The sequence below is a fragment of the Erwinia psidii genome (assembly GCF_003846135.1).
GTDB lineage: Bacteria > Pseudomonadota > Gammaproteobacteria > Enterobacterales > Enterobacteriaceae > Erwinia > Erwinia psidii.
On record NZ_RHHM01000006.1, the window covers coordinates 132,174 to 151,732 of the forward strand.

18 protein-coding genes are annotated in these 19,559 nt (G+C 53.8%); 8 read left to right on the forward strand and 10 right to left on the reverse strand.

Going from position 1 to position 19,559, the window contains the following annotated elements; translation table 11 throughout:
- Nucleotides 1-19: 19 nt before the first annotated feature.
- The 5 genes from EB241_RS09280 to EB241_RS09300 form a co-directional block, all read right to left on the reverse strand.
- Nucleotides 20-799 carry a heme ABC transporter ATP-binding protein gene (locus EB241_RS09280; RefSeq protein ID WP_124232908.1) on the reverse strand — a complete coding sequence of 260 codons (780 nt, stop codon included), beginning with the start codon at nt 797-799 and terminating at the stop codon, nt 20-22.
- Nucleotides 796-1,794, reverse strand: a complete 999-nt coding sequence (locus tag EB241_RS09285; RefSeq protein ID WP_124232909.1) for a FecCD family ABC transporter permease — start codon at nt 1,792-1,794, stop codon at nt 796-798. The genes EB241_RS09280 and EB241_RS09285 overlap by 4 nt, the downstream gene beginning before the upstream one ends.
- A complete protein-coding gene (locus tag EB241_RS09290) occupies nt 1,791-2,609 on the reverse strand; it encodes a heme/hemin ABC transporter substrate-binding protein (protein WP_124232910.1) in 819 nt (272 codons plus the stop codon). Before EB241_RS09290 ends, EB241_RS09285 begins: the two co-directional genes overlap by 4 nt.
- Nucleotides 2,606-3,640, reverse strand: coding sequence for a hemin-degrading factor (locus EB241_RS09295; RefSeq protein ID WP_124232911.1), 1,035 nt, complete (start codon nt 3,638-3,640; stop codon nt 2,606-2,608). Before EB241_RS09295 ends, EB241_RS09290 begins: the two co-directional genes overlap by 4 nt.
- A gap of 73 nt (nt 3,641-3,713) precedes the next feature.
- Complete coding sequence (locus EB241_RS09300) at nt 3,714-6,128, reverse strand: TonB-dependent receptor domain-containing protein (RefSeq protein WP_124232912.1); 2,415 nt, start codon at nt 6,126-6,128, stop codon at nt 3,714-3,716.
- Nucleotides 6,129-6,382: 254 nt separating this feature from the next.
- On the opposite strand from EB241_RS09300, the gene EB241_RS09305 reads away from it, so the two are divergent.
- A complete protein-coding gene (locus tag EB241_RS09305; protein WP_124232913.1) occupies nt 6,383-6,664 on the forward strand; it encodes a SelT/SelW/SelH family protein in 282 nt (93 codons plus the stop codon).
- A 760-nt stretch (nt 6,665-7,424) separates the two neighbouring features.
- Nucleotides 7,425-8,279 (forward strand): MBL fold metallo-hydrolase, encoded by an 855-nt coding sequence (locus EB241_RS09315; RefSeq protein WP_124232914.1) that lies wholly within the window; start codon nt 7,425-7,427, stop codon nt 8,277-8,279.
- A 79-nt stretch (nt 8,280-8,358) separates the two neighbouring features.
- On the opposite strand, the gene EB241_RS09320 is transcribed toward EB241_RS09315, so the two are convergent.
- Together EB241_RS09320 and yghX are read right to left on the reverse strand one after the other, a co-directional pair.
- The gene (locus EB241_RS09320; protein WP_124232915.1) at nt 8,359-9,810 is read right to left on the reverse strand and encodes a methyl-accepting chemotaxis protein; all 1,452 of its coding nucleotides are present in this window, start codon (nt 9,808-9,810) and stop codon (nt 8,359-8,361) included.
- A 668-nt stretch (nt 9,811-10,478) separates the two neighbouring features.
- On the reverse strand, nt 10,479-11,366 hold the full coding sequence (yghX, locus tag EB241_RS09325; RefSeq protein ID WP_124232916.1) for a YghX family hydrolase: 888 nt from the start codon (nt 11,364-11,366) through the stop codon (nt 10,479-10,481).
- A gap of 200 nt (nt 11,367-11,566) precedes the next feature.
- Here yghX and EB241_RS21410 point away from each other — a divergent pair, with 200 nt between their 5' ends.
- The 3 genes from EB241_RS21410 to EB241_RS09335 all read left to right on the forward strand — a co-directional run bounded on the left by EB241_RS21410 (nt 11,567) and on the right by EB241_RS09335 (nt 14,506).
- Complete coding sequence (locus tag EB241_RS21410) at nt 11,567-11,977, forward strand: membrane dipeptidase (protein ID WP_233592574.1); 411 nt, start codon at nt 11,567-11,569, stop codon at nt 11,975-11,977.
- A 210-nt stretch (nt 11,978-12,187) separates the two neighbouring features.
- Nucleotides 12,188-12,562 carry a membrane dipeptidase gene (locus EB241_RS21415; RefSeq protein WP_233592575.1) on the forward strand — a complete coding sequence of 125 codons (375 nt, stop codon included), beginning with the start codon at nt 12,188-12,190 and terminating at the stop codon, nt 12,560-12,562.
- Nucleotides 12,563-12,820: 258 nt separating this feature from the next.
- Nucleotides 12,821-14,506, forward strand: coding sequence for a methyl-accepting chemotaxis protein (locus tag EB241_RS09335; RefSeq protein WP_148089641.1), 1,686 nt, complete (start codon nt 12,821-12,823; stop codon nt 14,504-14,506).
- 63 nt (nt 14,507-14,569) lie between these two features.
- On the opposite strand, the gene EB241_RS21420 is transcribed toward EB241_RS09335, so the two are convergent.
- The 3 genes from EB241_RS21420 to EB241_RS21430 form a co-directional block, all read right to left on the reverse strand.
- Nucleotides 14,570-14,998, reverse strand: a complete 429-nt coding sequence (locus tag EB241_RS21420; protein WP_233592576.1) for a LysR substrate-binding domain-containing protein — start codon at nt 14,996-14,998, stop codon at nt 14,570-14,572.
- 206 nt (nt 14,999-15,204) lie between these two features.
- A complete protein-coding gene (locus EB241_RS21965; RefSeq protein ID WP_233592581.1) occupies nt 15,205-15,282 on the reverse strand; it encodes a hypothetical protein in 78 nt (25 codons plus the stop codon).
- Nucleotides 15,255-15,470 carry a hypothetical protein gene (locus tag EB241_RS21430; protein WP_233592577.1) on the reverse strand — a complete coding sequence of 72 codons (216 nt, stop codon included), beginning with the start codon at nt 15,468-15,470 and terminating at the stop codon, nt 15,255-15,257. Before EB241_RS21430 ends, EB241_RS21965 begins: the two co-directional genes overlap by 28 nt.
- Before the next feature lie 345 nt (nt 15,471-15,815).
- Between EB241_RS21430 and ftnA the strand changes: the two genes are divergently transcribed.
- The 3 genes from ftnA (at nt 15,816) to EB241_RS09355 (ending at nt 19,422) form a co-directional block, all read left to right on the forward strand.
- Nucleotides 15,816-16,325 carry a non-heme ferritin gene (ftnA, locus tag EB241_RS09345; RefSeq protein WP_124232917.1) on the forward strand — a complete coding sequence of 170 codons (510 nt, stop codon included), beginning with the start codon at nt 15,816-15,818 and terminating at the stop codon, nt 16,323-16,325.
- 1,027 nt (nt 16,326-17,352) lie between these two features.
- A complete protein-coding gene (katB, locus tag EB241_RS09350; RefSeq protein WP_199737345.1) occupies nt 17,353-18,819 on the forward strand; it encodes a catalase KatB in 1,467 nt (488 codons plus the stop codon).
- 63 nt (nt 18,820-18,882) lie between these two features.
- Nucleotides 18,883-19,422 carry an ankyrin repeat domain-containing protein gene (locus tag EB241_RS09355; RefSeq protein WP_124232918.1) on the forward strand — a complete coding sequence of 180 codons (540 nt, stop codon included), beginning with the start codon at nt 18,883-18,885 and terminating at the stop codon, nt 19,420-19,422.
- Nucleotides 19,423-19,559 lie beyond the last annotated feature (137 nt).

Here is a 19,559-nt window from a genome sequence, read left to right on the forward strand (position 1 = left end):
GTGGCCTGCATCGCCGTCATTAACGTCGCAGGACAATTTGCGGCACCGCATCCTGGCTGTGGTGGTGAACCTGCAAATCCGCCTGATACCAGCGGGTCAGTATCGCTTCGGTCATGACTTCAGTGGGCGTGCCACTGGCGACCAGCGCGCCCTGATGCAACAGCAGTATCCGGTCTGACCACAACGCGGCAAGGTTAAGATCGTGCAGCACACAACAGACCATCAGCTGCCCCTTGCGGGTGAGCTGATGCAACAAGCGTAAAGCGTGCTGTTGGTGGAAGAGATCCAGCGCCGATGTGGGTTCATCCAGAAACAGCCAGCCATGGGGTCCGTCATCATGCCAGAGCTGTGCCAGCGCCCGCGCCAGCTGAACCCGCTGCTGTTCGCCGCCGGAGAGATAGCGATAGTCCCGCCATGCCAGCTCGTCACAACCGGTCAGATGCATAACCCGGTCAATAACCGGCCCGGCGGGTTTTTCCGGCCACGGCGCACGCCCCATCGCCACCACCTCACGCACCGGCACGGCAAACTCAATGTGGCTTTGCTGGCGCATCACCGCTCTGCGTCGGGCCAGCCGATCGCCGGGCCACTGTTCAATCAGCCGATCGTCCAGCGTGCAACGGCCTTCACCGACCGGCAAAAAACCGGTCAGTATTCTCAACAACGTGGATTTTCCGGCGCCGTTAGGTCCGATCAGCGTCACCATCTCTCCTGGACGTAACGTCAGCGAAACCCGGTCAATCAGCAGGCGTTGCCCGGCGCGATAAGAAACGTCAGCCGCCTCAAGAACCGCACTCATCGGTGGTCTCCCTGTCGGCGTAGGATCAGCCATAAAAACCACGGCGCACCCAGCATGCTGGTCAGTAGCCCTACCGGCATTTCCGCCGGAGCAACCACCGTCCGCGCCAGGGTATCCGCACCCAGCATCAGAATAGCACCAAGTAGCGTCGAACCGGGGAGCAACCAACGGTGATCGCCCCCCATCCACAGCCGGATAAGGTGCGGCACCACCAGACCAACAAAGACAATAACGCCACTGACAGCCACCGCAGCCGCGACCATCAGCGCACTGAGGATAAGTAAGGTGCGCTGAGTTCGCCGCACATCCACCCCCAGGTAATGCGCTTCTTCATCACCCAGTTGCAGCAAATTAAGCCGCCCTGCCTGCCACTGGATCACCAGCATCGTTGGCAGGATCAGCCCGGCACAGGCCAGTACCGTTGACCACTGTGCCTGGCCAAGCGATCCCATGCCCCAAAGGGAAAGCTGGCGTAACTGCTGATCGTTGCTTATCCACGACAGGATACCCACCGCTGCTCCACAAAGAGCGTTAATGGCAATGCCAGCTAACAGCAGGCGGGAAAGCGTGCCGCTGCGATGGCGACTGAGTACAAAAATAATCATCGTCACCGCCAGACTACCGGTGAAGGCCGCAAGCATCGGCCACCAGAGCGCCAGCACCAGAGGCAATTGGATCGGCAGTACCACGGAGAACGCCAGCATCAGTGATGCACCGCTGCTGATCCCTAACAGGCCGGGGTCGGCCAAAGGGTTACGGAACAACCCCTGCATCGTTGCGCCAGACAGTGCCAGCGCCGCCCCCACCAGCACCGCAAGAAGCACGCGCGGCAGGCGAATATTCCACCAGATTTTCCATTCCATACTGTCGGCTTGCGCATGCCAGAGCGTGGTCAGCGACAGGCGCATCGCGCCGAAATTGGCGGCCAACACTATCATCGCCAGCATCACGATGAGCATCACCAACAACGCCCATTGCACGTTCGCCCTTTTCATTGCGCGATGGTTTCCGCCGCCTTACGCAGTTTGACGATCGCCCCAGGCGTCTCAATGCCAAAACCCAGCAACGCCATCTCATCGACCACCAACAGGCGGTGATTTTTCCCGGCCGGCGTCAGCGCAAGCCCGGGTAACTGCCATATTTTATCTTCGCTGCCCATCGCTTTCATGCTTTCTTCACCCATCACCACCAGCTGTGGCGCGCTGGCAATGATGCCTTCCTGCGTCAGCGCCTGATAGTGAGGAATATTGCCCATCGCATTTTGTAATCCTGCACTGCGAATAGCGCTGTCTGCGGCAGTTTCCGTACCGGCCGCCATCACCTTCATGCCAGAATGGTTGATGATATACAAAACCTTAATGGGCAGCGGTTTATCCGGTACGCCAGCCAGCTGGCTGGCGATCTTTTCCTCCAACGCCTTGCCCTCTTCCTCTTTGTGCAGCGCGCTGGCAACGGTGGCTATTTTCTGCTGGATCGCGCTCAACGAATACTCGCCAGTGACGGTGATCACCTTAACGTTCGCCTGCTCAACCTGCTTCAATGCCACTGACGGTTTGGACAGCTCACTGGCGATCACCAGGGTTGGCTTCATCGCGAGGATCCCTTCAGCATTGAGCTGACGCATATAGCCGACATCAGGCAGTTTGGTGACCACGGCAGGATGCAGACTGGTGGAATCACGGGCCACCAGGCTTTGCTGGGCGTCCAGCGCATAAATAATTTCCGTTATGTCGCCGCCAATAGAAACTATTCGCTGCTGTGCCAGCAAGGTAAAAGGCATCACCAGCAGTGCTATAAACCAGGCTTTCATGCCACTTCCCCCACACCATTAGTGACAATGGCCATCTGTTCCCGCCAGCGCGTCTGCTCTGGCTGACCTTCAGTGCGCTGTCCGTTCAGTTGCGCAATCTGCGTGCCATCGGCGGCAAACAACTCCAGACTGGTCACTATGCCATCAACGGTGGGTTTACGGACAACCCAGCTTTCTGCGATGGCGTCTGCCATTAAATGCATGGTAAAGGTTGGATTGAAGATATTCAGCCAGTTATCCATCGGCATCAGTTTCTCCACCACGCCGGTGAAAATCTGTACACAGCCCCGATTACCAATAAAAATCATGATCTCATTGCCGTCATTCTGCGCGCGCTTGAGAAGCTCATCCAGCGCACGGTTATCCACCTGCTGAGCCAGATCGCCGGGAACCATACGAAACGCCTGCTGGCGGGAAATATTATGACGATTCAGCAGGCCAAAAAACTGATGAACATCCGTCATGGCTCGCCATTCCTGCTCTATTTTCGCCGTGTCTGGCTGCGAATTAAATGTGTCAGGCAACGGAGCAGTCACGCTCAGTCGCCCGGCATTATCCGCGGTAAAGCTATCAATTAGCGTCTGCCAGGCCGTCATATTGCTTTCAGGCGTGGTGTAGATCTTCAGTACGGAATCACCATGCGCATCAAAAATCTGGATGCTGTGACGCTCGCCCCGGGCGGTTTTCTCCTGCAAAGCAAAAGCGCTTTTCCATTTCGTTGGAAAAAAACGCAGGTCCAGCGCACGCGGGTTAAGGATTAGCGCCGCATGATTGCCCAGCCGCAGATTCTCATAACGTCCCACCTGCTCATGGACAGCCCAGGCATTACGGGTGATAGATTTGGTTTCTCCCACCGCTTCCAGCGCCGGTAGCAGCGCGGTGAAGTCCGGCCGCAGCGCGATGGCATCGTCCTGAGTGCGGGCTTCGGTCAGTTCTGCCTCACTGACGCCAAGCATACTGGCCAGATCACGGGCATATTTTTTTGGCTGTTCTGCCTTAATATCCTGATAACGTTTAAAAAGAGTGTTCATTTCCATTTGCTCCCATACAGATGCCCTGCAAATACATGCAGGGCAACAGGTGATAAGTAAATCTGTATTACGATCAGAAATCGACGTTCATACCCAGCTGGAAGGTACGACCTGGCATCACCGCCAGCGCTTTATCATACGCATCCTGGCTGGTGGTTTCGGTGAGATTGCGGCTACTGAGGTAATCCCAGTATTTACGGTCAGTCAGGTTATAAATGCCCCCGTTAACTCTGACGTGCTTCGCCACCTGCCAGTAGGCGGTCATATCCACCAGACCATAACCCGGCACACGCATATACTCACTGTCTGAATCAGTCAGCGCACTACCGCTGTTGGCGTAGGATTCACGATTCGTATCGGTGGCACGCTTACCTTTGACGAAGGTCGCGGTGACGGCGGCACCATAACGCTTCGCCGGATCATCCCAGGCCATACCAACAATGGCTTTCACCGGTGCCACGCTGTCAAGGTCGACATAGCGATCGCCGGAGTAGCTTGATTTGGACTTGCCTTCGCTGTAGCCCAATGCAAAGGTGGCGCTCAGTCCGTTGACCTCTTCATACCAGGTGCCAAAGTTCACTTTGGTACTCACCTGACCACCATAGATATAGGCTTTATCGCGGTTCTCAGCCTGATAGATAGTGTAGATATTTGACGGCACGTTGCTGAACATACCGGGGTTGGCTGAACGGGTGTAACGGGTGTAGGCAATAAAGTTTTCATAGGTGTTATAGAACATCGCCGCATTCAGCGTCACCCCTTCTACGGCCTGACCTTTCAGCCCCCACTCAACGTTGTTGCTGGTTTCAGTTTTCAGATCGGTATTACCAATCAGCGCATACTGCTGTCGGCCAGCATAGCTGGAACCAAGGTTCCATGAGCCATACAGCTGACTGGCGTTCGGGAACTGTGCGCCACGCTTGTACATCAGATAAGTCATTAGCTGCGGCGTGATATCGTAATTAAAGCTAAGAGAAGGCAGTACCTGCGTATCTGAATTGTCTTTGCCGTACAGGGTTTGCAACTGAGATTCAGTCAGCACGCTGCTGCCGGCCGTCAGACTACTGAGGTTCTGTGGTTTGGTGGTCTGATGCGCCACACGCACACCGGGTACAATACTGAAATCATGGCCGCTAAGGTCAAAGTGGATTTTATCCTGCAGATAGCCGCCAAGCGCATAGCTGCGGCTGTCCGCTTCCGGCTGCATGATCACGCTGTACTGACTGGCTGCTGGCTCCTGACGAAACGGGCGTGTGGTCTTATTGATGCTACCATTCAGACCGCCACTCAGCTCATGCCGTCCAAGTGATTTAGCCAGCTGCGTTTCAAATCCATAGGTATCAACGTCATAATCTGACCAGACGCGCTGCATTGCTGTGGCACTGGAGGGCATCCAGGTATTGTCATGGGCCTGCGTCTGCTGGTAGTAAACACGTGACGTCAGGCTGTCAATAAAGGCGTTGGCAGGCGTCCACTCATCTTTCAGGCTGACACCCCAGCGACGCGTATTGCTCTGCTGCTGTGCAGTACCCCAGATGGCGCTGCCTGCCGTGTTCCACGAATCATAATGCGTATGATTGGTTTTGTCGTAATAATCGACGGTGCCGGTCAGCTTGTGCTCATCGTTCGGCTGCCAGATACCAGAGGCCATCAACGCATTGGAGTGCCAGTTTGCCGGATACGCGGCAATGGTGCCGCTATTATTGCGGGTTTGCTGACCATCGCGGCGACTGTAAACAAATACGCCACGCAGGGTTTCATCACCGGCGGCGGCGGTAATGCCATTGTGCCAACTGCGGTTGGAGGAATCATAATCGGACTGGTAGCCAAAGTAAGTCTGTTTATAGGGTGAGAGATAGTCGTCCGCTGATTTAGGTACAAAGGAGACCGCGCCACCAATGGCGTTGTTAGCCTTTGCCGTGGAGGTGGCACCGGATTCAATGTCCACCTGACCATAGATGTAGGGATCGATGTAGTCGCGTCCGATACCAAAGGTATTCACACCAACGCGACTAACATAGCTGCGGCCGGTTGCCTCTGGCTGTGGGATGCCATCCACATCCAGCCCGACACGGTTGCTTTCCAGGCCACGAATGTTGTAGCCAGTATAGCCGCTGCGGTCAAAGCCGCTCTTGCCCGCTGAAGATCCGCCACTGCTGCCAGTGGCAGCGATTAACGGCTCATAACGCATTACGGAACCAAAATCGTTGGTACCTTTTTTTTGCATCTCTTCTGCACTGACGGTGGTCTTACTGCCCGCTTCTTTTTTCAACCGCGGCGCGGTTACAACCATCTGAGGTTCAGCGGCATTAGTGTGAGTTGAAACGGCCTGTGATTTACCAGAGGAATTGGCAGCCTGAAGCAAGGTAGCAGTGTCGGCAGTATTGCTGGTGGTGTTTTCTGCCCCGATGGAATAGCAAGAGGTGACCAGCGCACTGCACAATACAGACGTCTGGACAATTCCCTTTGAGGAAATAAGTTTACGCATTTTAGTAAGCCTTTATTCTTTATTAGTATCGACTCATACATTGCTGCCACAGGCGTAAAATCCGCAAAAAGAGCGTGCGCTTGCTGCGCCTTATAAATGTCGATCCCTGACCAAAACAACAAATGATAATGATAATGATAATGATTAAGCTTATCAACTCATACTGAGATTTATTCGCAATTCAAAAAAGAACAGATGTTGACAGTATGTTTCCACCGCAAGATGATGAATCAATCACTCCCGGAATACACCTTATGAAAACACCGCCGACCATCACCATTCACTACTGTTCACAATGTAACTGGCTGCTGCGCGCTGGCTGGATGGCGCAAGAGCTGCTGCATACTTTCAGCACCGATCTGGCTGCCGTCACGCTGATCCCCGGCAGCGGCGGCATTTATCAGATAGCGATTGACGGAGTGCTGATTTGGGACCGTAAAACAGATGGCGGTTTTCCTGATGTGAAGGAACTGAAACAGCGAGTACGCAATGTCTGCTTCCCTGATCGCGATTTAGGACACATTGATAAACCTTAACGCACTGATGAACGGACCAGTCAACTTCCCCGGACTGTTTCACGTTGGATGGCAGCATTTCTTGTGTACTGAACGCCGGACCAGGAATGCAGGCTCCTGAATGGATGTGTAAGCTGCTCCTTTAGCCAGCAGGACAGCATCAATTGGCTACCGCTGGGTAATGCATACGGTTAACAGAACAGGTGTTTTTCGATAAAGGTCCCGGCTGCCGCTACCCGACCGTCACTGGTCAATGGCATGCGTTGTGCCACCAGGTCCCGGCAGCTTGGTGGACAGGCGTTCGGATCAGTTTACCGCCGGTTTTGTTGCGTTTGTTAAGCGTAAGTGAGCTGAAATACGCGCTGGCAGCCACGGCCGCGAAATCTGTCATGACCTTCAGGGGTCTGGCCATGCGGTAAACCTGAGCGGACTGACAACCGGAACAATGAACGTGAACATACCGTCAAACATGGGTATTCTTTCGGTCACTATGGCTATCGGCCTTTTAACAATAAAGATAGTAACTTTTTCTCCAAAGAAATAAGTCGGTTGATTCTTTACCGTGCCCCTGTGCCATGGGCAATAAATACCTGGCAGGCTGTAATTCCCCCGGCAATAACCACCTCAGCACAAGGGATGCCTGTTGGTACTATAGTTTAAAGTACGTCTGCAGTGACGGATTTTAAATCTGCTGAATATCTCAATTTCTACGGCTGTTATTTGACTGAGCAACAGTGACAAAATTCTCCAGGTTCCTTTCCACAATCCAATAAGGACTGATATGACCAAAATGCAAAGCTGGAGTGTTGGCGAACTGCGCATCACTAAACTGTTTGAACAGTGGATCAGCCTACCCGCAGAGGCGCTGTTTCCTGAGGTGACTGAGCAACATCTCACAACGTTTTCATCCGGGATGACGCTACAGAGCCCGCTGAAGTTAAGCGTCCACAGCTGGCTGGTGGAGTCACCGCAGGGCCGATTTCTGATTGATACTGCATCGGGTAATGATAAGTCTCGTCCTTCCAGTCCACTGTTTGACCGGCTGAACAGCCCATGGATGGAGAACTTTCTTGCCACCGGCTTGCGCCCGGAAGACATCGATTACGTTTTACACACGCATTTGCACATTGACCATGTTGGCTGGAACACCCGTTGGGATGGGACACAATGGGTGCCGACCTTTCCGAATGCCAGATGGATCATTGCACAGGAAGAAATTGACTGGCATCAGACACCGGCTGCCGCGTCACAGGAAGTGATTTTTGCCGACAGCGTGCAACCACTGATTGAGGCTGGCAAAGTGCAGACCATAGCAGGAAGCGGGGGTGAGATCCTGCCGGGTATCCACTTTTTGCCTACCCACGGCCACAGCGCCTGTCATATGAGTATTGCGTTTGAATCCGCAGGAGAGATGGCGCTGTTTACCGGTGATGTGATGCACAGTCAGTTGCAGGTAGCTAACCCGGATCTGGTCTCCGTATTTTGCCTTGATAAAGACGCCGCGCGGCGCTCACGGATGTGGTTACTGGATTATGCCACCAGCCACAATGCCACGCTGTTTAGCGTACATTTTAACGACAGTGCGGTAGGTCGGCTCAGCAAAGTGCCAGACGGCTACCGCTGGACAGCGATCTGACGCTGCTGCGCATCGTCTTATCCGCGTATTTCCCGTCTGCGGCCTGTTGTGCAGACGGGTCTCCGGGCCTGCTTCACCGTCAGGCAAACCTGAATACGCCAATCGCCTGTTTCAGGGCATCCGCCTGCTGTTGCTGCTGTTGAGCTACCTGCACTGTCTCGCTGACGTGGCTGACATTATCCTGCACGCTGCGATCGATACTGGCGATGCTGTCACGCATCCGGGTGATACTGCTGCACTGCTGCTCACTCATGTCGGACAACTCATTCACCAGCTGCGTCAGTCCCTCAATACTGGCAATAATCTCGCGCATGGTATGTCCGGCCTGTACAACCTGCTGTGAACCGCTACGGGTACACTCCGCCGAGGCACCGATCAACTGGTGGATCTCTTTCGCCGCCCCTTCACAACGCAAAGCCAGAGTGCGTACTTCTGAGGCCACCACGGCGAAACCTTTACCGTGGACACCCGCGCTGGCTGCCTCTACCGAGGCATTCAGCGACAGAATGTTAGTCTGAAAAGCAATGCTGTCGATCAGCTCAAGCGCGGCATTTATCCGACGTGATTCCTCACCAATTTGCACCATTGACTCCACGGCATCGTCAATTTTCTCGCCGCCTTTCAGTGCCACCTTATTGGTACTGGCCGCCAGATCACGCACTTCCTGCGCCTTTTGGCTGGCCAGCATCGCCGCCGAATTCATCTGTTCCATTTCGCTGGCTGCGCTGGCTAACGATGACGCCTGCTCATCGGTTCGCGATGACAGTGCAGCATTACGCTGCAAAATGCTCTGCGACGCAGTGAGCAATTCGCCTACGCCATCGCTGACCTGGCACAAGGTGTTGCCCATCGTACCCAATGTGTTGTTAAAGGTTTTACCGAAGGCCGTTTCCGTCGCCTTTTCATCCTGTGTCAGGGTCAGTTTACCCGGCTCGCGGGTGATCCAGGACGCCAGATACGCTATCTCACTGGCTGAACGGGCATCTGCCGCCATATTCAGGGCAATGGCAATGAGAATAGCAGCCTGCGCCACCACAAACAGCGCATGAAATACCACCATATGAAAACCGGGATGCATAAACACCACCACATCCCACAGCCCCTGCTCCTGTAAATAATTAAACAGCACATGGTGAACCGCTGCCGTTACCGCGCCCATCAGCAAAGGGCGGTAATCGCGGTAGGCCAGCAACGCTGAAAGCAGTACAAAAATAGAAAAATGGTATTCCGTATCGCCATCACCCAGCTGGATAATCAACCCGGAGTAGGCGATCAGTACGAAAGCAAACCAGAGTCGGGTAAACAACCTTCCCGACAGCAATGCCCTGATCACCGTCGCACTGATGGTTAACATCGCGCCGGCAATCAGTGCCAGTTTAATCTCATCGTTAAACCAGCCAATCGCTACGGCAATAAGCAGCAAGCCCCAACAAATAAACAGCATTAACAGATCGGCCTGACGCCATATTCGGTCAAGATAAACCTGCCGCGCCTGCTGATTTTTTGCCTGAGTTCGATTTGTCGATAACATGATATTCCCGGTGGTTATGTGTCCACGTCATTTTCCGCACAAGGCACGGGACGTGTCTTCGTCGTTCAGATTAGGGCCGCTGCACTGTCATCGTCAACGTGATTTATTTTCAATGATTACGACAGCGGACGCAGATACTGAGGTAAATATTAGCGAGGAAAATAACAATATCCGGTAAAGTATTTTACGGCACTATATTTGTGCGACTTAATGATTATTGGGCGTAGTTAATGGCATTTTAACCCTCATTAAATCGCGGTCATCTGATTGTAATACCACCCGCAGTCCGGGTGACCGTTTAGCGCCCTTATGCATCGGACAGCACAACGGTAACGTTAGCACGCAGATCGGCTTACCGCCGTCATTTTACAAACTGACCCTAAGCCCCTTTTTCGAAGATGAGCACACTGGCCATGCTCGCGACTGATGCACTCTGGCAAATGCAGAGCTGTCGCTTTGCATATGTTCCCACCCGGCATGGTAACCCATTCTGGCAAACGCGGTGCAAACCGCGGGACGAGCCAGGGGACAAAGAGGCGTATCAGGCGACGATAGGCGAGCCTCATGATGCAAATGGACAGATGACGGCCACCTCAGTCGGTGGCTCTGGCATAAAAGCAGCACTGCGGAGTGCCCGACACGATGATGACGTAATCGCTTTATTATTTTTAAACCAGATATTTATTGAACCACCCCAGCGTCCGTTGCCAGGCAAGGTCAGCGGCAGACTTGTCATAGCGCGGCGTCGAATCATTATGAAAACCGTGGTTCACTTCCGGGTAGATGTGCGCCTCATAGACTTTATTACCGGCTTTCAGTGCCGCCTCATATGCGGGCCAGCCCTCATTAATACGCGTGTCCAGTCCGGCGTAATGCAACAGCAGCGGGGCTTTGATCCGTTCAACATCCTTCGCCGCAGGCTGGCGACCATAAAACGGCACCGCACAGGCCAGCTCCGGGTAAGCCACCGCGGCCGCATTCGCCACGCCACCGCCGTAGCAAAAACCGGTAATGCCCACTTTGCCGGTGGTGCGTGCATCCTGCATCAGAAACTCAATCGCGGCAAAAAAGTCGTTCATCAGTTTGGTGGGATCGATCTGCTGTTGTAACTCACGCCCTTTTTCATCATTACCGGGATAACCGCCCATCGCACTCAGACCATCCGGTGCCAGCGCAATAAATCCGGCTTTCGCCACCCGCCGCGCCACGTCTTCAATATAGGGATTCAGCCCACGGTTTTCATGAACCACCACTACCGCCGGAAGCTTGCCGTTCGCTTTGGCCGGACGCACCAGGTAGCCACGTACCGTCTGGTTGCCGTGTGGCGAAGGGTAATGGATATATTCCGGCAGGATACCCGGATCGGTAAATTCCACCTGCTGTGCCAGCGCGTAATTGGGGGTGAGCGAGGTCAGCAGGGCCGCCGCCGTCAGTCCCCCCACCGCGAATTTTCCGGCCAGCGAAAGAAACTCGCGTTTATTGATTTTGCCGTGCACGTAATAGTCATAGATTTCGAGCAATTCAGGAGAGAAGTCTTTCGCAGTCAGTCGGGACATCAGAGGGCTCCTTCATGTTATTTATCCTGCACAGCACATTTTGGCCAGGCAGACGTGGGGAATTTCAATGCATCCTTTATTTAACATTGCATACGTCGCCTGATAACAACAGGCCTGATTTGATAATTTATCATGACCGGTTCCCCTGACGCTTTTCGCCAACCCATCTTTGATGGCCACAACGATTTGTTGTTGCGGCTGTGGCTAAGCCAGTCCGACAATCCGACAATCCGACAGACGATTTTCTTCACGGCTCTCTGGACGACCATCTTGATATGACCCGTATCCGCCAGGGCGGCTTTGCCGGGGAGTTATTTGCCGTGTTTGTGCCACCCGTACAGTATGTTAAGCAACTTCAGCCGGATTACGATGAACGGCAATACAGCGCGCTGGCCATTACCGAGGCACAGATCGCCCTGCTGCATAACGTGGCAGAACGATCGCAAGGGCAAGCCCGCGTCTGCCGCACTACCGGTGAGATCGAACAGTGCACAGAACAGGATCTGCTGGCAATGGTGCTGTACATTGAGGGCGCGGAAGCACTGGATGTCGGATACAGCCAGCCCGACGGTTGGGTTGCCGCCGGGCTGGCCAGTACCGGGCCACTGTGAAATCTGCCAAATGCCTTTAGCTACCGCGTAACCGGCAATTTTCCCGGCTCGCCGGGCAGTGGCGACGGACTGACGCAAGCCGGTCTGAATCTGCTGCGGGTACGCAATCAGCAACGGCTGCTGATCGACCTTTCCCAAACGACGTCTTTGTCGATAGCGACAACAACACCACGAACATATGAATGAAAAAGCGTTCTGGCAGCGCCGCTGGTGGCCAGCCACTCGAATGTCCATGCTCTGTGCAATCAGCCACGCAATCTCACCGATGATCAACTGGCCGCCAGCGGGAGTTTTGTCGGGGTTAACTTCGGTAACGCGTTTCTGCGTGCCGACGGCAAACGCGACAGTGATGCGCCGCCTGGTGAAATAGTCCGTCATCTGGACCATTTGCTGGAGAAACCGGGAGAAGATGGCGTGGGCTTCGGCTCCGATTTCGACGGCATCAGCGTGCCTGAACCACTGGGTGACGTCGCCGGATTGCCACGGCAGAACTGGCAAAAAAATCCTTCTGCAGCAGGCGACGCTATCCACTCAGCCCCTGCGGTCCGGCACAGTGTGTCGGACACTGGCAGCATCAGCAGCTGAACCTGGCATCTCTGACCCCGGCGATTTATTAGCAGATGACCGTGGATACGCTTAATGCGCTACAGCTGACATTAAGCAAAACCCATCGCTGGTGGTATCTGAATAATCAGCCAGCACCGCCTGTTCACTGAACCTCATTCCTTTTTAACCGTGCCCTTCGCTTATCGTGACGTTATTTTGCTGCGTAAGAGATAAAGTTCTGATGCTATCGATCCGATAACCAGTTAAGCAGTCATCCACCACAACTGAGTACATAGCATGATTAAAAATATAAAGGTCGTTACCAGCATAATTATCATGCTGGTGGTATTTAGCGGACTGCTGTTGATCTCCAGCGCCCTCTCTTTTAAAGCCATTAGCCAGGATAAAAATAATTTCATTCACGCTAACGTGCTCAATTACCAGCAGGGGCAACTCAGTCACAGCTGGCAAACGCTGCTCAAGACCCGGGTTATTATCAACCGGGTCGCTATCCGCATACTGAAAAAGCAAACCGATCCGGCGGCACAGGCAGCCATCGCCAAACTGCTCACTGATGCTTCTGCTTCACTGACGGTGGCCGCGGATCATTTTGCCCTTTATAAAAATTCTCCCGCCGTTAGCGGGCAAAGTCCTGAGCTGGCGACACAGGTTGCCAGCGATTTCCAGCAGCTGTCAGATACGCTATCGATGTCAGTCCAGTACCTGCGGGCAAATAATTATGACGCCTACAGCAATCTGGATACGCAAAAAGCCCAGGAAATGATGGATGACATTTACAGGCAATGGTGTGCTCAAAACGATGTGCTGTTGGCGGGCGGAATGGAGCAGAATCAACACAGCTACAGCCATATGACATGGACGCTGGCCACCGTGCTACTGGTACTGGTACTGCTGGTACTGGCGATCTGGGTGGTGATCAGAACCGTGCTGCTGGCCCCGCTGAACCAGGTGACAACCCACATTAAGGGCATCGCCGGTGGCGATCTTTCCGGCCAACTGCAAGTGGAGGGGCGCAGCGAGATGGGACTGCTCGCAGCACATCTCACCATGATGCAACAGTCATTGCGCGATACCGTCGGCCATGTGCGCGACAGTGCCGGGGCTATTTATAGTGGTGCCAACGACATTTCCCAGGGGAATAACGATCTTTCTGCCAGGACGGAGCAGCAGGCAGCCTCCCTTGAGCAGACCGCCGCCAGTATGGAACAGCTGACCGCCACCGTGAAACAGAACGCCGAAAATGCCCGCCAGGCTTCACAGCTGGCGAAAAGCGCCTCCGAAACCGCCGAAAAAGGGGGTCAGGTGGTGGATGGCGTGGTGAAAACCATGAGTGAAATTGCGGGAAGTTCACAGAAAATAGCCGATATTATCAGCGTAATAGACGGCATTGCCTTCCAGACCAATATTCTTGCGCTGAACGCGGCGGTGGAAGCTGCCCGCGCCGGTGAACAGGGACGCGGTTTTGCCGTAGTGGCCGGTGAAGTACGCAATCTCGCCCAGCGCAGCGCACAGGCAGCGAAAGAGATCAAAACCCTGATTGAAGCATCGGTCAACCGGGTCGACGCCGGATCTCAGCAGGTGACTGTCGCCGGTGAAACCATGCACGATATCGTCGCCGCCGTCATGCGCGTCACCGATATTATGGGGGAAATTGCTTCCGCCTCTGATGAACAGAGCCGGGGTATCGATCAGATTGGTCATGCCGTTACCGAGATGGATCGCGTTACACAGCAAAATGCCGCGCTGGTGCAGGAGTCTGCGGCCGGCGCCGCTTTACTGGAACAGCAGGCCAGCCGTCTTTCACAGGCGGTTGCAGCATTCAAAACAGACGGACAGGCAGCGCGGTTGAACCAACTGCAAAATACCCCGGTACCATCTGCAGCAGCCATGCCTCCCCCGAGGCGCCTGCCTTCACCACCGAAGGCGCAGGCGGCAGAGGAAAGCAACTGGGAAACGTTTTAAACCTTAACATCAGCTACCTCGTCGGGGCCTGAGTACCGCAGATAACCGGTAAAACCTGCCACATCAGCGCCAGAAATTTACGCAGTTTGGCAGGATAATATCGGCCCAGGGACAGACCAGATAAACAGGCAGCGGCTCTGCACGCCATTGGGAACAAAGGTGCAGCAGCCGCCCGCTGGCAATATCGTCAGCTACCACCCATTTCGACGCCACTCCCGCCCCCTGTAGCACACTGTGACGGAAGGCATAAAGACTGTCGGTAAATAATCGTGGGCGAATATCGATCTGCTCTGTCTCGCCGTGGTCACTGTGCAGCATCAGCTGATGGCGGTAAAAGGTGCTGAACGCGACCCAGGGCAGATCGGCGAGTGCTGCCGGATGGTCACGGGCGTTGCGTAACGGGAATAAATCCACGCAAGCCACCACAATACGCGGAACCTCGGCCACCAGTACCGCCACCACGGAAGGATCGGTTAGTGCTCCACTATGCACCGCCCCCTGCAATAAAATCGGGCCGTCGATCGCTGCGCATCTATTCCAGGGACATTTGCGGGTAGCTTTGCAAATAACGCTGTAGCGGCGCGATCATTTGACCTGGCCAAATGCATGGGGGACCAATACCCGCAACAGATCCCCAGGATCTTCTGTGGTCCCACGCGGATCGTCCTCAATCGCCTGCCAGCTCTCCAGCAGCGCCCTCAACGTTCCCCGTCTTCGGTGAGTTTCATCACATAGGTGGTACGCTGCATCAGCTTGAGTCCGAGTAATTTTTCCAGCGACTGTAGTCGTCGGGTGACGGGTGGCCGGGCGCAGTGGCATTACTGACGCTGAGTGGCTGCGGCAGTAATGCCACTGCGCTGGACAAAGATAACCCCACCTGCGGTGGCAGATTAGCCAGCGGCAGGCGACAGGCGACAGGCGACAGGCGGCAGGCGGCAGGCGGCAGGCGGCAGGCGGCAGACAATTATGCAGCGGCCCACAACGGTAAAATCTTTCCGCGACAGATGATAAAAATATCATTAAATACCAATTTCATGGCCCGGAGAAAATAAATATCCCTGTGCAGATATAGCCCGATCCAGGCACATTAATTTAATACGGATTAATAATAAGAATGGTTATCAAAACCATTTAAAAAATGGAATGATTGGAATTACCGGGGGAATAATTATCACTTATCTTTCATTACATTAGAAATAAATAAATCAGGATAAAAAAATCAACTAACGGTTTTTATTTTGCACTCTACCGTGCATAATGCGCGCAATTATACCATTATTAAAATTCACCGTAAAAATATGGAGCCGCTATGCTGACCAGCGAAATGACCGCCAAACTGAACGATCAGTTAAATCTGGAATTCTTTTCTGCCAATCTTTATTTGCAGATGAGCGCCTGGTGTACTGATAAAGGGTTTGAAGGCGCTGCCGCCTTCATGCGTGAGCATTCTGCTGAAGAGATGCAGCATATGCAGCGCCTGTTTAACTACCTGAGCGATACCGGTGCCATGCCGGTACTTGGCGCGATCGCCGCGCCGCCAATCGCGTTTAACTCGCTGAATGAGGTGCTGCAGCAGGCTTACGATCACGAAAAACTGATCACCAGCAAAATTAATGAGCTGGCCCATGCAGCAATCACCACACAGGATTATTCCACCTTTAATTTCCTGCAATGGTACGTGGCTGAGCAGCATGAAGAAGAGAAGCTGTTCAAATCCGTGCTGGATAAACTGGCGCTGGTAGGCAACAGCGGTGAAGCGCTGTTCTTTGTGGATAAAGATCTGATGAAGATGAGTAGCGACAGCCACCCGCAGTCGTAACCGACAGCAGGGCGGAGTATCCCGCCCTGCAAATACCGCCGCTTTATTCCGCCTCACTCTCCCGGAGACTGAATACAAATATCCGCTGGATGTGCTCAGTTCAGGCAGTCACCTCATGAACCGCGGCGTTTCGCTTTAAACACCCCCACCATTTGCCACAAAATTCCCTCTTAGTGAAAGAAACAGGTACTCTGCGTAGGGTATACCCGGTAGTCCAGCCACCGGCCTGCGGCAGATGGATGATATGCAGGGGCATTTTGCCCGGCTGGAAAAGCACCAGCGAAACTCCGGTGATTAACCCAACGGAGATGGCACCCGGCGCCTTCGTTATTTTTCATCTCCTCTTGTACGCCAGATTTTTTTAATCAGATACGCATGTCACTTTTTCATCAGAAACCAGTGATGCCAAAAGAGTCTCTCTGCACAGCTGGTTTACACCTAACCATCTCAAAATGAAGGAAACAGTGCTACACCTCTTATGGTTCAGCGTGGCCTGTTGCCGCTTCTCCGCCTTTACCTTTTTCACACGGTAGTAACATTTCACCTATTAATTTGATAGTTGACATTGGCTCTCTACTCAGCGCAATTCCATGTAAGGTATGTGTGATTTCAGGCAGATAGCCTGTATCATCCAACGCAGAAAAAGCCAGAGCGGCACCCACCAGCAGATTGAGGTGGGGAATAACAAGCCCCGATAAGCAAAACGATCGATAAGATCCTTCACAGCAAAAATAATAAGTGTCCTGAAAGTTTTCGGTGATTTCACGTCGTGCGTGAAGCAGCGATGTCTTTTGCGTTTTTTAGCAGATGGCATCGCTCGTCGACGAATCATCCGCTAACAGGCGGCTTTCCTTAATCTGTGCCTTTGTGCCGTAAAAAACAGGCTGCTGACACAAGCGACTCTGCGGAAATACGTTTTACCCCAATAACCGATGAGGATAGTGTGATGAGCAATGACCATATCACCGGCGGATTCAATAACCGGAAAAAACTCCTGCTTGCTATAGTCTCGCTGACCATTAGCCAGATGACGATGGCAGAGACCTTAACCCGCGATAATGGCGCACCAGTGGGTGATAACCAAAACTCGCAAACTGCCGGTGCCAACGGCCCGGTGCTGTTACAGGATGTGCAACTGCTGCAAAAGTTGCAGCGTTTCGATCGCGAGCGCATCCCTGAGCGCGTGGTACATGCCCGCGGCACCGGGGCACACGGTGAGTTCACCGCGACGGCAGATATTTCCGACCTGACCATCGCGAAAGTGTTTACCGTTGGCAGCAAGACCCCGGTATTCGTTCGTTTCTCCAGTGTGGTACACGGTAACCACTCACCGGAAACGCTGCGCGATCCGCGCGGATTCGCCACCAAGTTCTATACCACCGATGGCAACTGGGATCTGGTCGGCAATAACTTCCCCACGTTCTTCATTCGCGATGCCATCAAGTTCCCGGACATGGTGCACGCATTCAAGCCGGATCCCCGCACCAACCTGGATAATGATTCACGTCGCTTCGATTTCTTTTCTCATGTGCCGGAATCAACCCGTACCCTGACACTGCTTTACTCCAACGAAGGAACACCGGCTTCCTACCGCAACATGGATGGTAATGGCGTTCATGCCTATAAGCTGGTCAACAGCAAGGGTGAAGTGCATTACGTCAAGTTCCACTGGAAAACGCTGCAGGGGATTAAAAACCTCGACCCACAGCAGGTTGAGCAGGTACAGGGCAAAGACTACAGCCACATGACACACGATTTGGTGGCGGCGATCGATCGTGGCGATTACCCCAAATGGGATCTCTACATCCAGGTGCTGAAGCCGGAGGATCTGAAGACGTTTGATTTTGATCCTCTGGATGCCACCAAAATCTGGCCAAACGTACCGGAGCGTAAAATTGGCCAGATGGTGCTGAATAAAAACCCGGATAACGTATTCCAGGAAACCGAGCAGGTGGCGATGGCTCCTTCCAACCTGGTGCCGGGAATTGAACCGTCGGAAGATAAGCTGCTTCAGGGTCGTCTGTTCGCCTATGCCGATACGCAGCTCTACCGTATTGGGGCCAACGGACTAAGCCTGCCGATTAACCGTCCACACAGCCCGGTTAATAACGGCAACCAGGATGGCAGCCTCAATAGCAGCCACACGCAGGATAAGGGGGTCAATTACCAGCCAAGCCGCCTGTGGCCGCGTGAAGAGCTGGCCTCCGCCCGCTACAGCCATACGCCGCTGGAAGGCACCACGCAGCAAAGCAAAATCCAGCGCGAGCAGAACTTTAAGCAGGCCGGCGAGCTGTACCGTTCTTACAGCAAAAAAGAGCAGGACGATTTGGTACATAGCCTGGGGACATCGCTGGCCGATACCGATACGGAAAGCAAAAACATCATGCTGTCCTGGTTCTACAAGGCAGATAAGGAGTACGGCACGCGTCTGACCAGGGTGGCAAAAGGGGATCTGGCCAGGGTACAGAAACTGGCGGATAAGCTTTCCGACTGATGTAACCGGTACGCGCCCGCACCCCCGGTGCGGGTTGCCTGATATGCTGATGAGGAAAACGCGATGAAAACGCTTTATCTCCTGTTTTGCCTGTTGGCCGCACCGGTGTGGGCCGTTCAGGCGCAGAATGACGTCAACCAGCAACAGATTAAACAACAGCTTAACAATTATCTGTGGGATGCGGCGAGGGCTGGCGATGGCAGCATGATCGATAGTTTTATCGCCGCCAGATACGATCTTAACGCGCAGGATGAACACGGCTATACCGCGGTGATCCTGGCCGCCTACCATGGCCATCAAACGGCGGTGGAACACCTGCTGAACGCCGGAGCCGACCCCTGCCTGCGTGATAAGCACGGCAATACCGCGCTGATGGGCGCGATTTTTAAAGGCGAACTGAAGATTGCCCGCCGGCTTATCGCCGCAAAGTGCAATCCAGATACGCGTAACAATGCCGGGCAAACGGCGGCCATGTACGCCGCATTGTTCCAACAGCATGCGTTGTTAAAACAACTCAAGGCGAAAGGTGCCGATATGCACGCAACCGACGTCAATGGCAATAGCGTTGACGCGCTGGCGCGCGGGAAAATTAACGGTCATTGAACCTGGTTGATATTCGCCCTGGAGAGATTATTCGGGCGCCATTACAAAGATCGCCGCACAGGGAACCTTTGAGGCGCTCATAATCCCCACTTTCAGGAGCGAGATTATGGAGAAACATCCCTCCAGGTACTGGCGAG

What these genes read in the sequence shown, in the direction of transcription:
- EB241_RS09280 (WP_124232908.1), bottom strand. Translation starts at nt 799, where the DNA reads ATGAGTGCGGTTCTTGAGGCGGCTGACGTTTCTTATCGCGCCGGGCAA.
- EB241_RS09285 (WP_124232909.1), bottom strand. Translation starts at nt 1,794, where the DNA reads ATGAAAAGGGCGAACGTGCAATGGGCGTTGTTGGTGATGCTCATCGTG.
- EB241_RS09290 (WP_124232910.1), bottom strand. Translation starts at nt 2,609, where the DNA reads ATGAAAGCCTGGTTTATAGCACTGCTGGTGATGCCTTTTACCTTGCTG.
- EB241_RS09295 (WP_124232911.1), bottom strand. Translation starts at nt 3,640, where the DNA reads ATGAACACTCTTTTTAAACGTTATCAGGATATTAAGGCAGAACAGCCA.
- EB241_RS09300 (WP_124232912.1), bottom strand. Translation starts at nt 6,128, where the DNA reads ATGCGTAAACTTATTTCCTCAAAGGGAATTGTCCAGACGTCTGTATTG.
- EB241_RS09305 (WP_124232913.1), top strand. Translation starts at nt 6,383, where the DNA reads ATGAAAACACCGCCGACCATCACCATTCACTACTGTTCACAATGTAAC.
- EB241_RS09315 (WP_124232914.1), top strand. Translation starts at nt 7,425, where the DNA reads ATGACCAAAATGCAAAGCTGGAGTGTTGGCGAACTGCGCATCACTAAA.
- EB241_RS09320 (WP_124232915.1), bottom strand. Translation starts at nt 9,810, where the DNA reads ATGTTATCGACAAATCGAACTCAGGCAAAAAATCAGCAGGCGCGGCAG.
- yghX (WP_124232916.1), bottom strand. Translation starts at nt 11,366, where the DNA reads ATGTCCCGACTGACTGCGAAAGACTTCTCTCCTGAATTGCTCGAAATC.
- EB241_RS09335 (WP_148089641.1), top strand. Translation starts at nt 12,821, where the DNA reads ATGATTAAAAATATAAAGGTCGTTACCAGCATAATTATCATGCTGGTG.
- ftnA (WP_124232917.1), top strand. Translation starts at nt 15,816, where the DNA reads ATGCTGACCAGCGAAATGACCGCCAAACTGAACGATCAGTTAAATCTG.
- katB (WP_199737345.1), top strand. Translation starts at nt 17,353, where the DNA reads ATGACGATGGCAGAGACCTTAACCCGCGATAATGGCGCACCAGTGGGT.
- EB241_RS09355 (WP_124232918.1), top strand. Translation starts at nt 18,883, where the DNA reads ATGAAAACGCTTTATCTCCTGTTTTGCCTGTTGGCCGCACCGGTGTGG.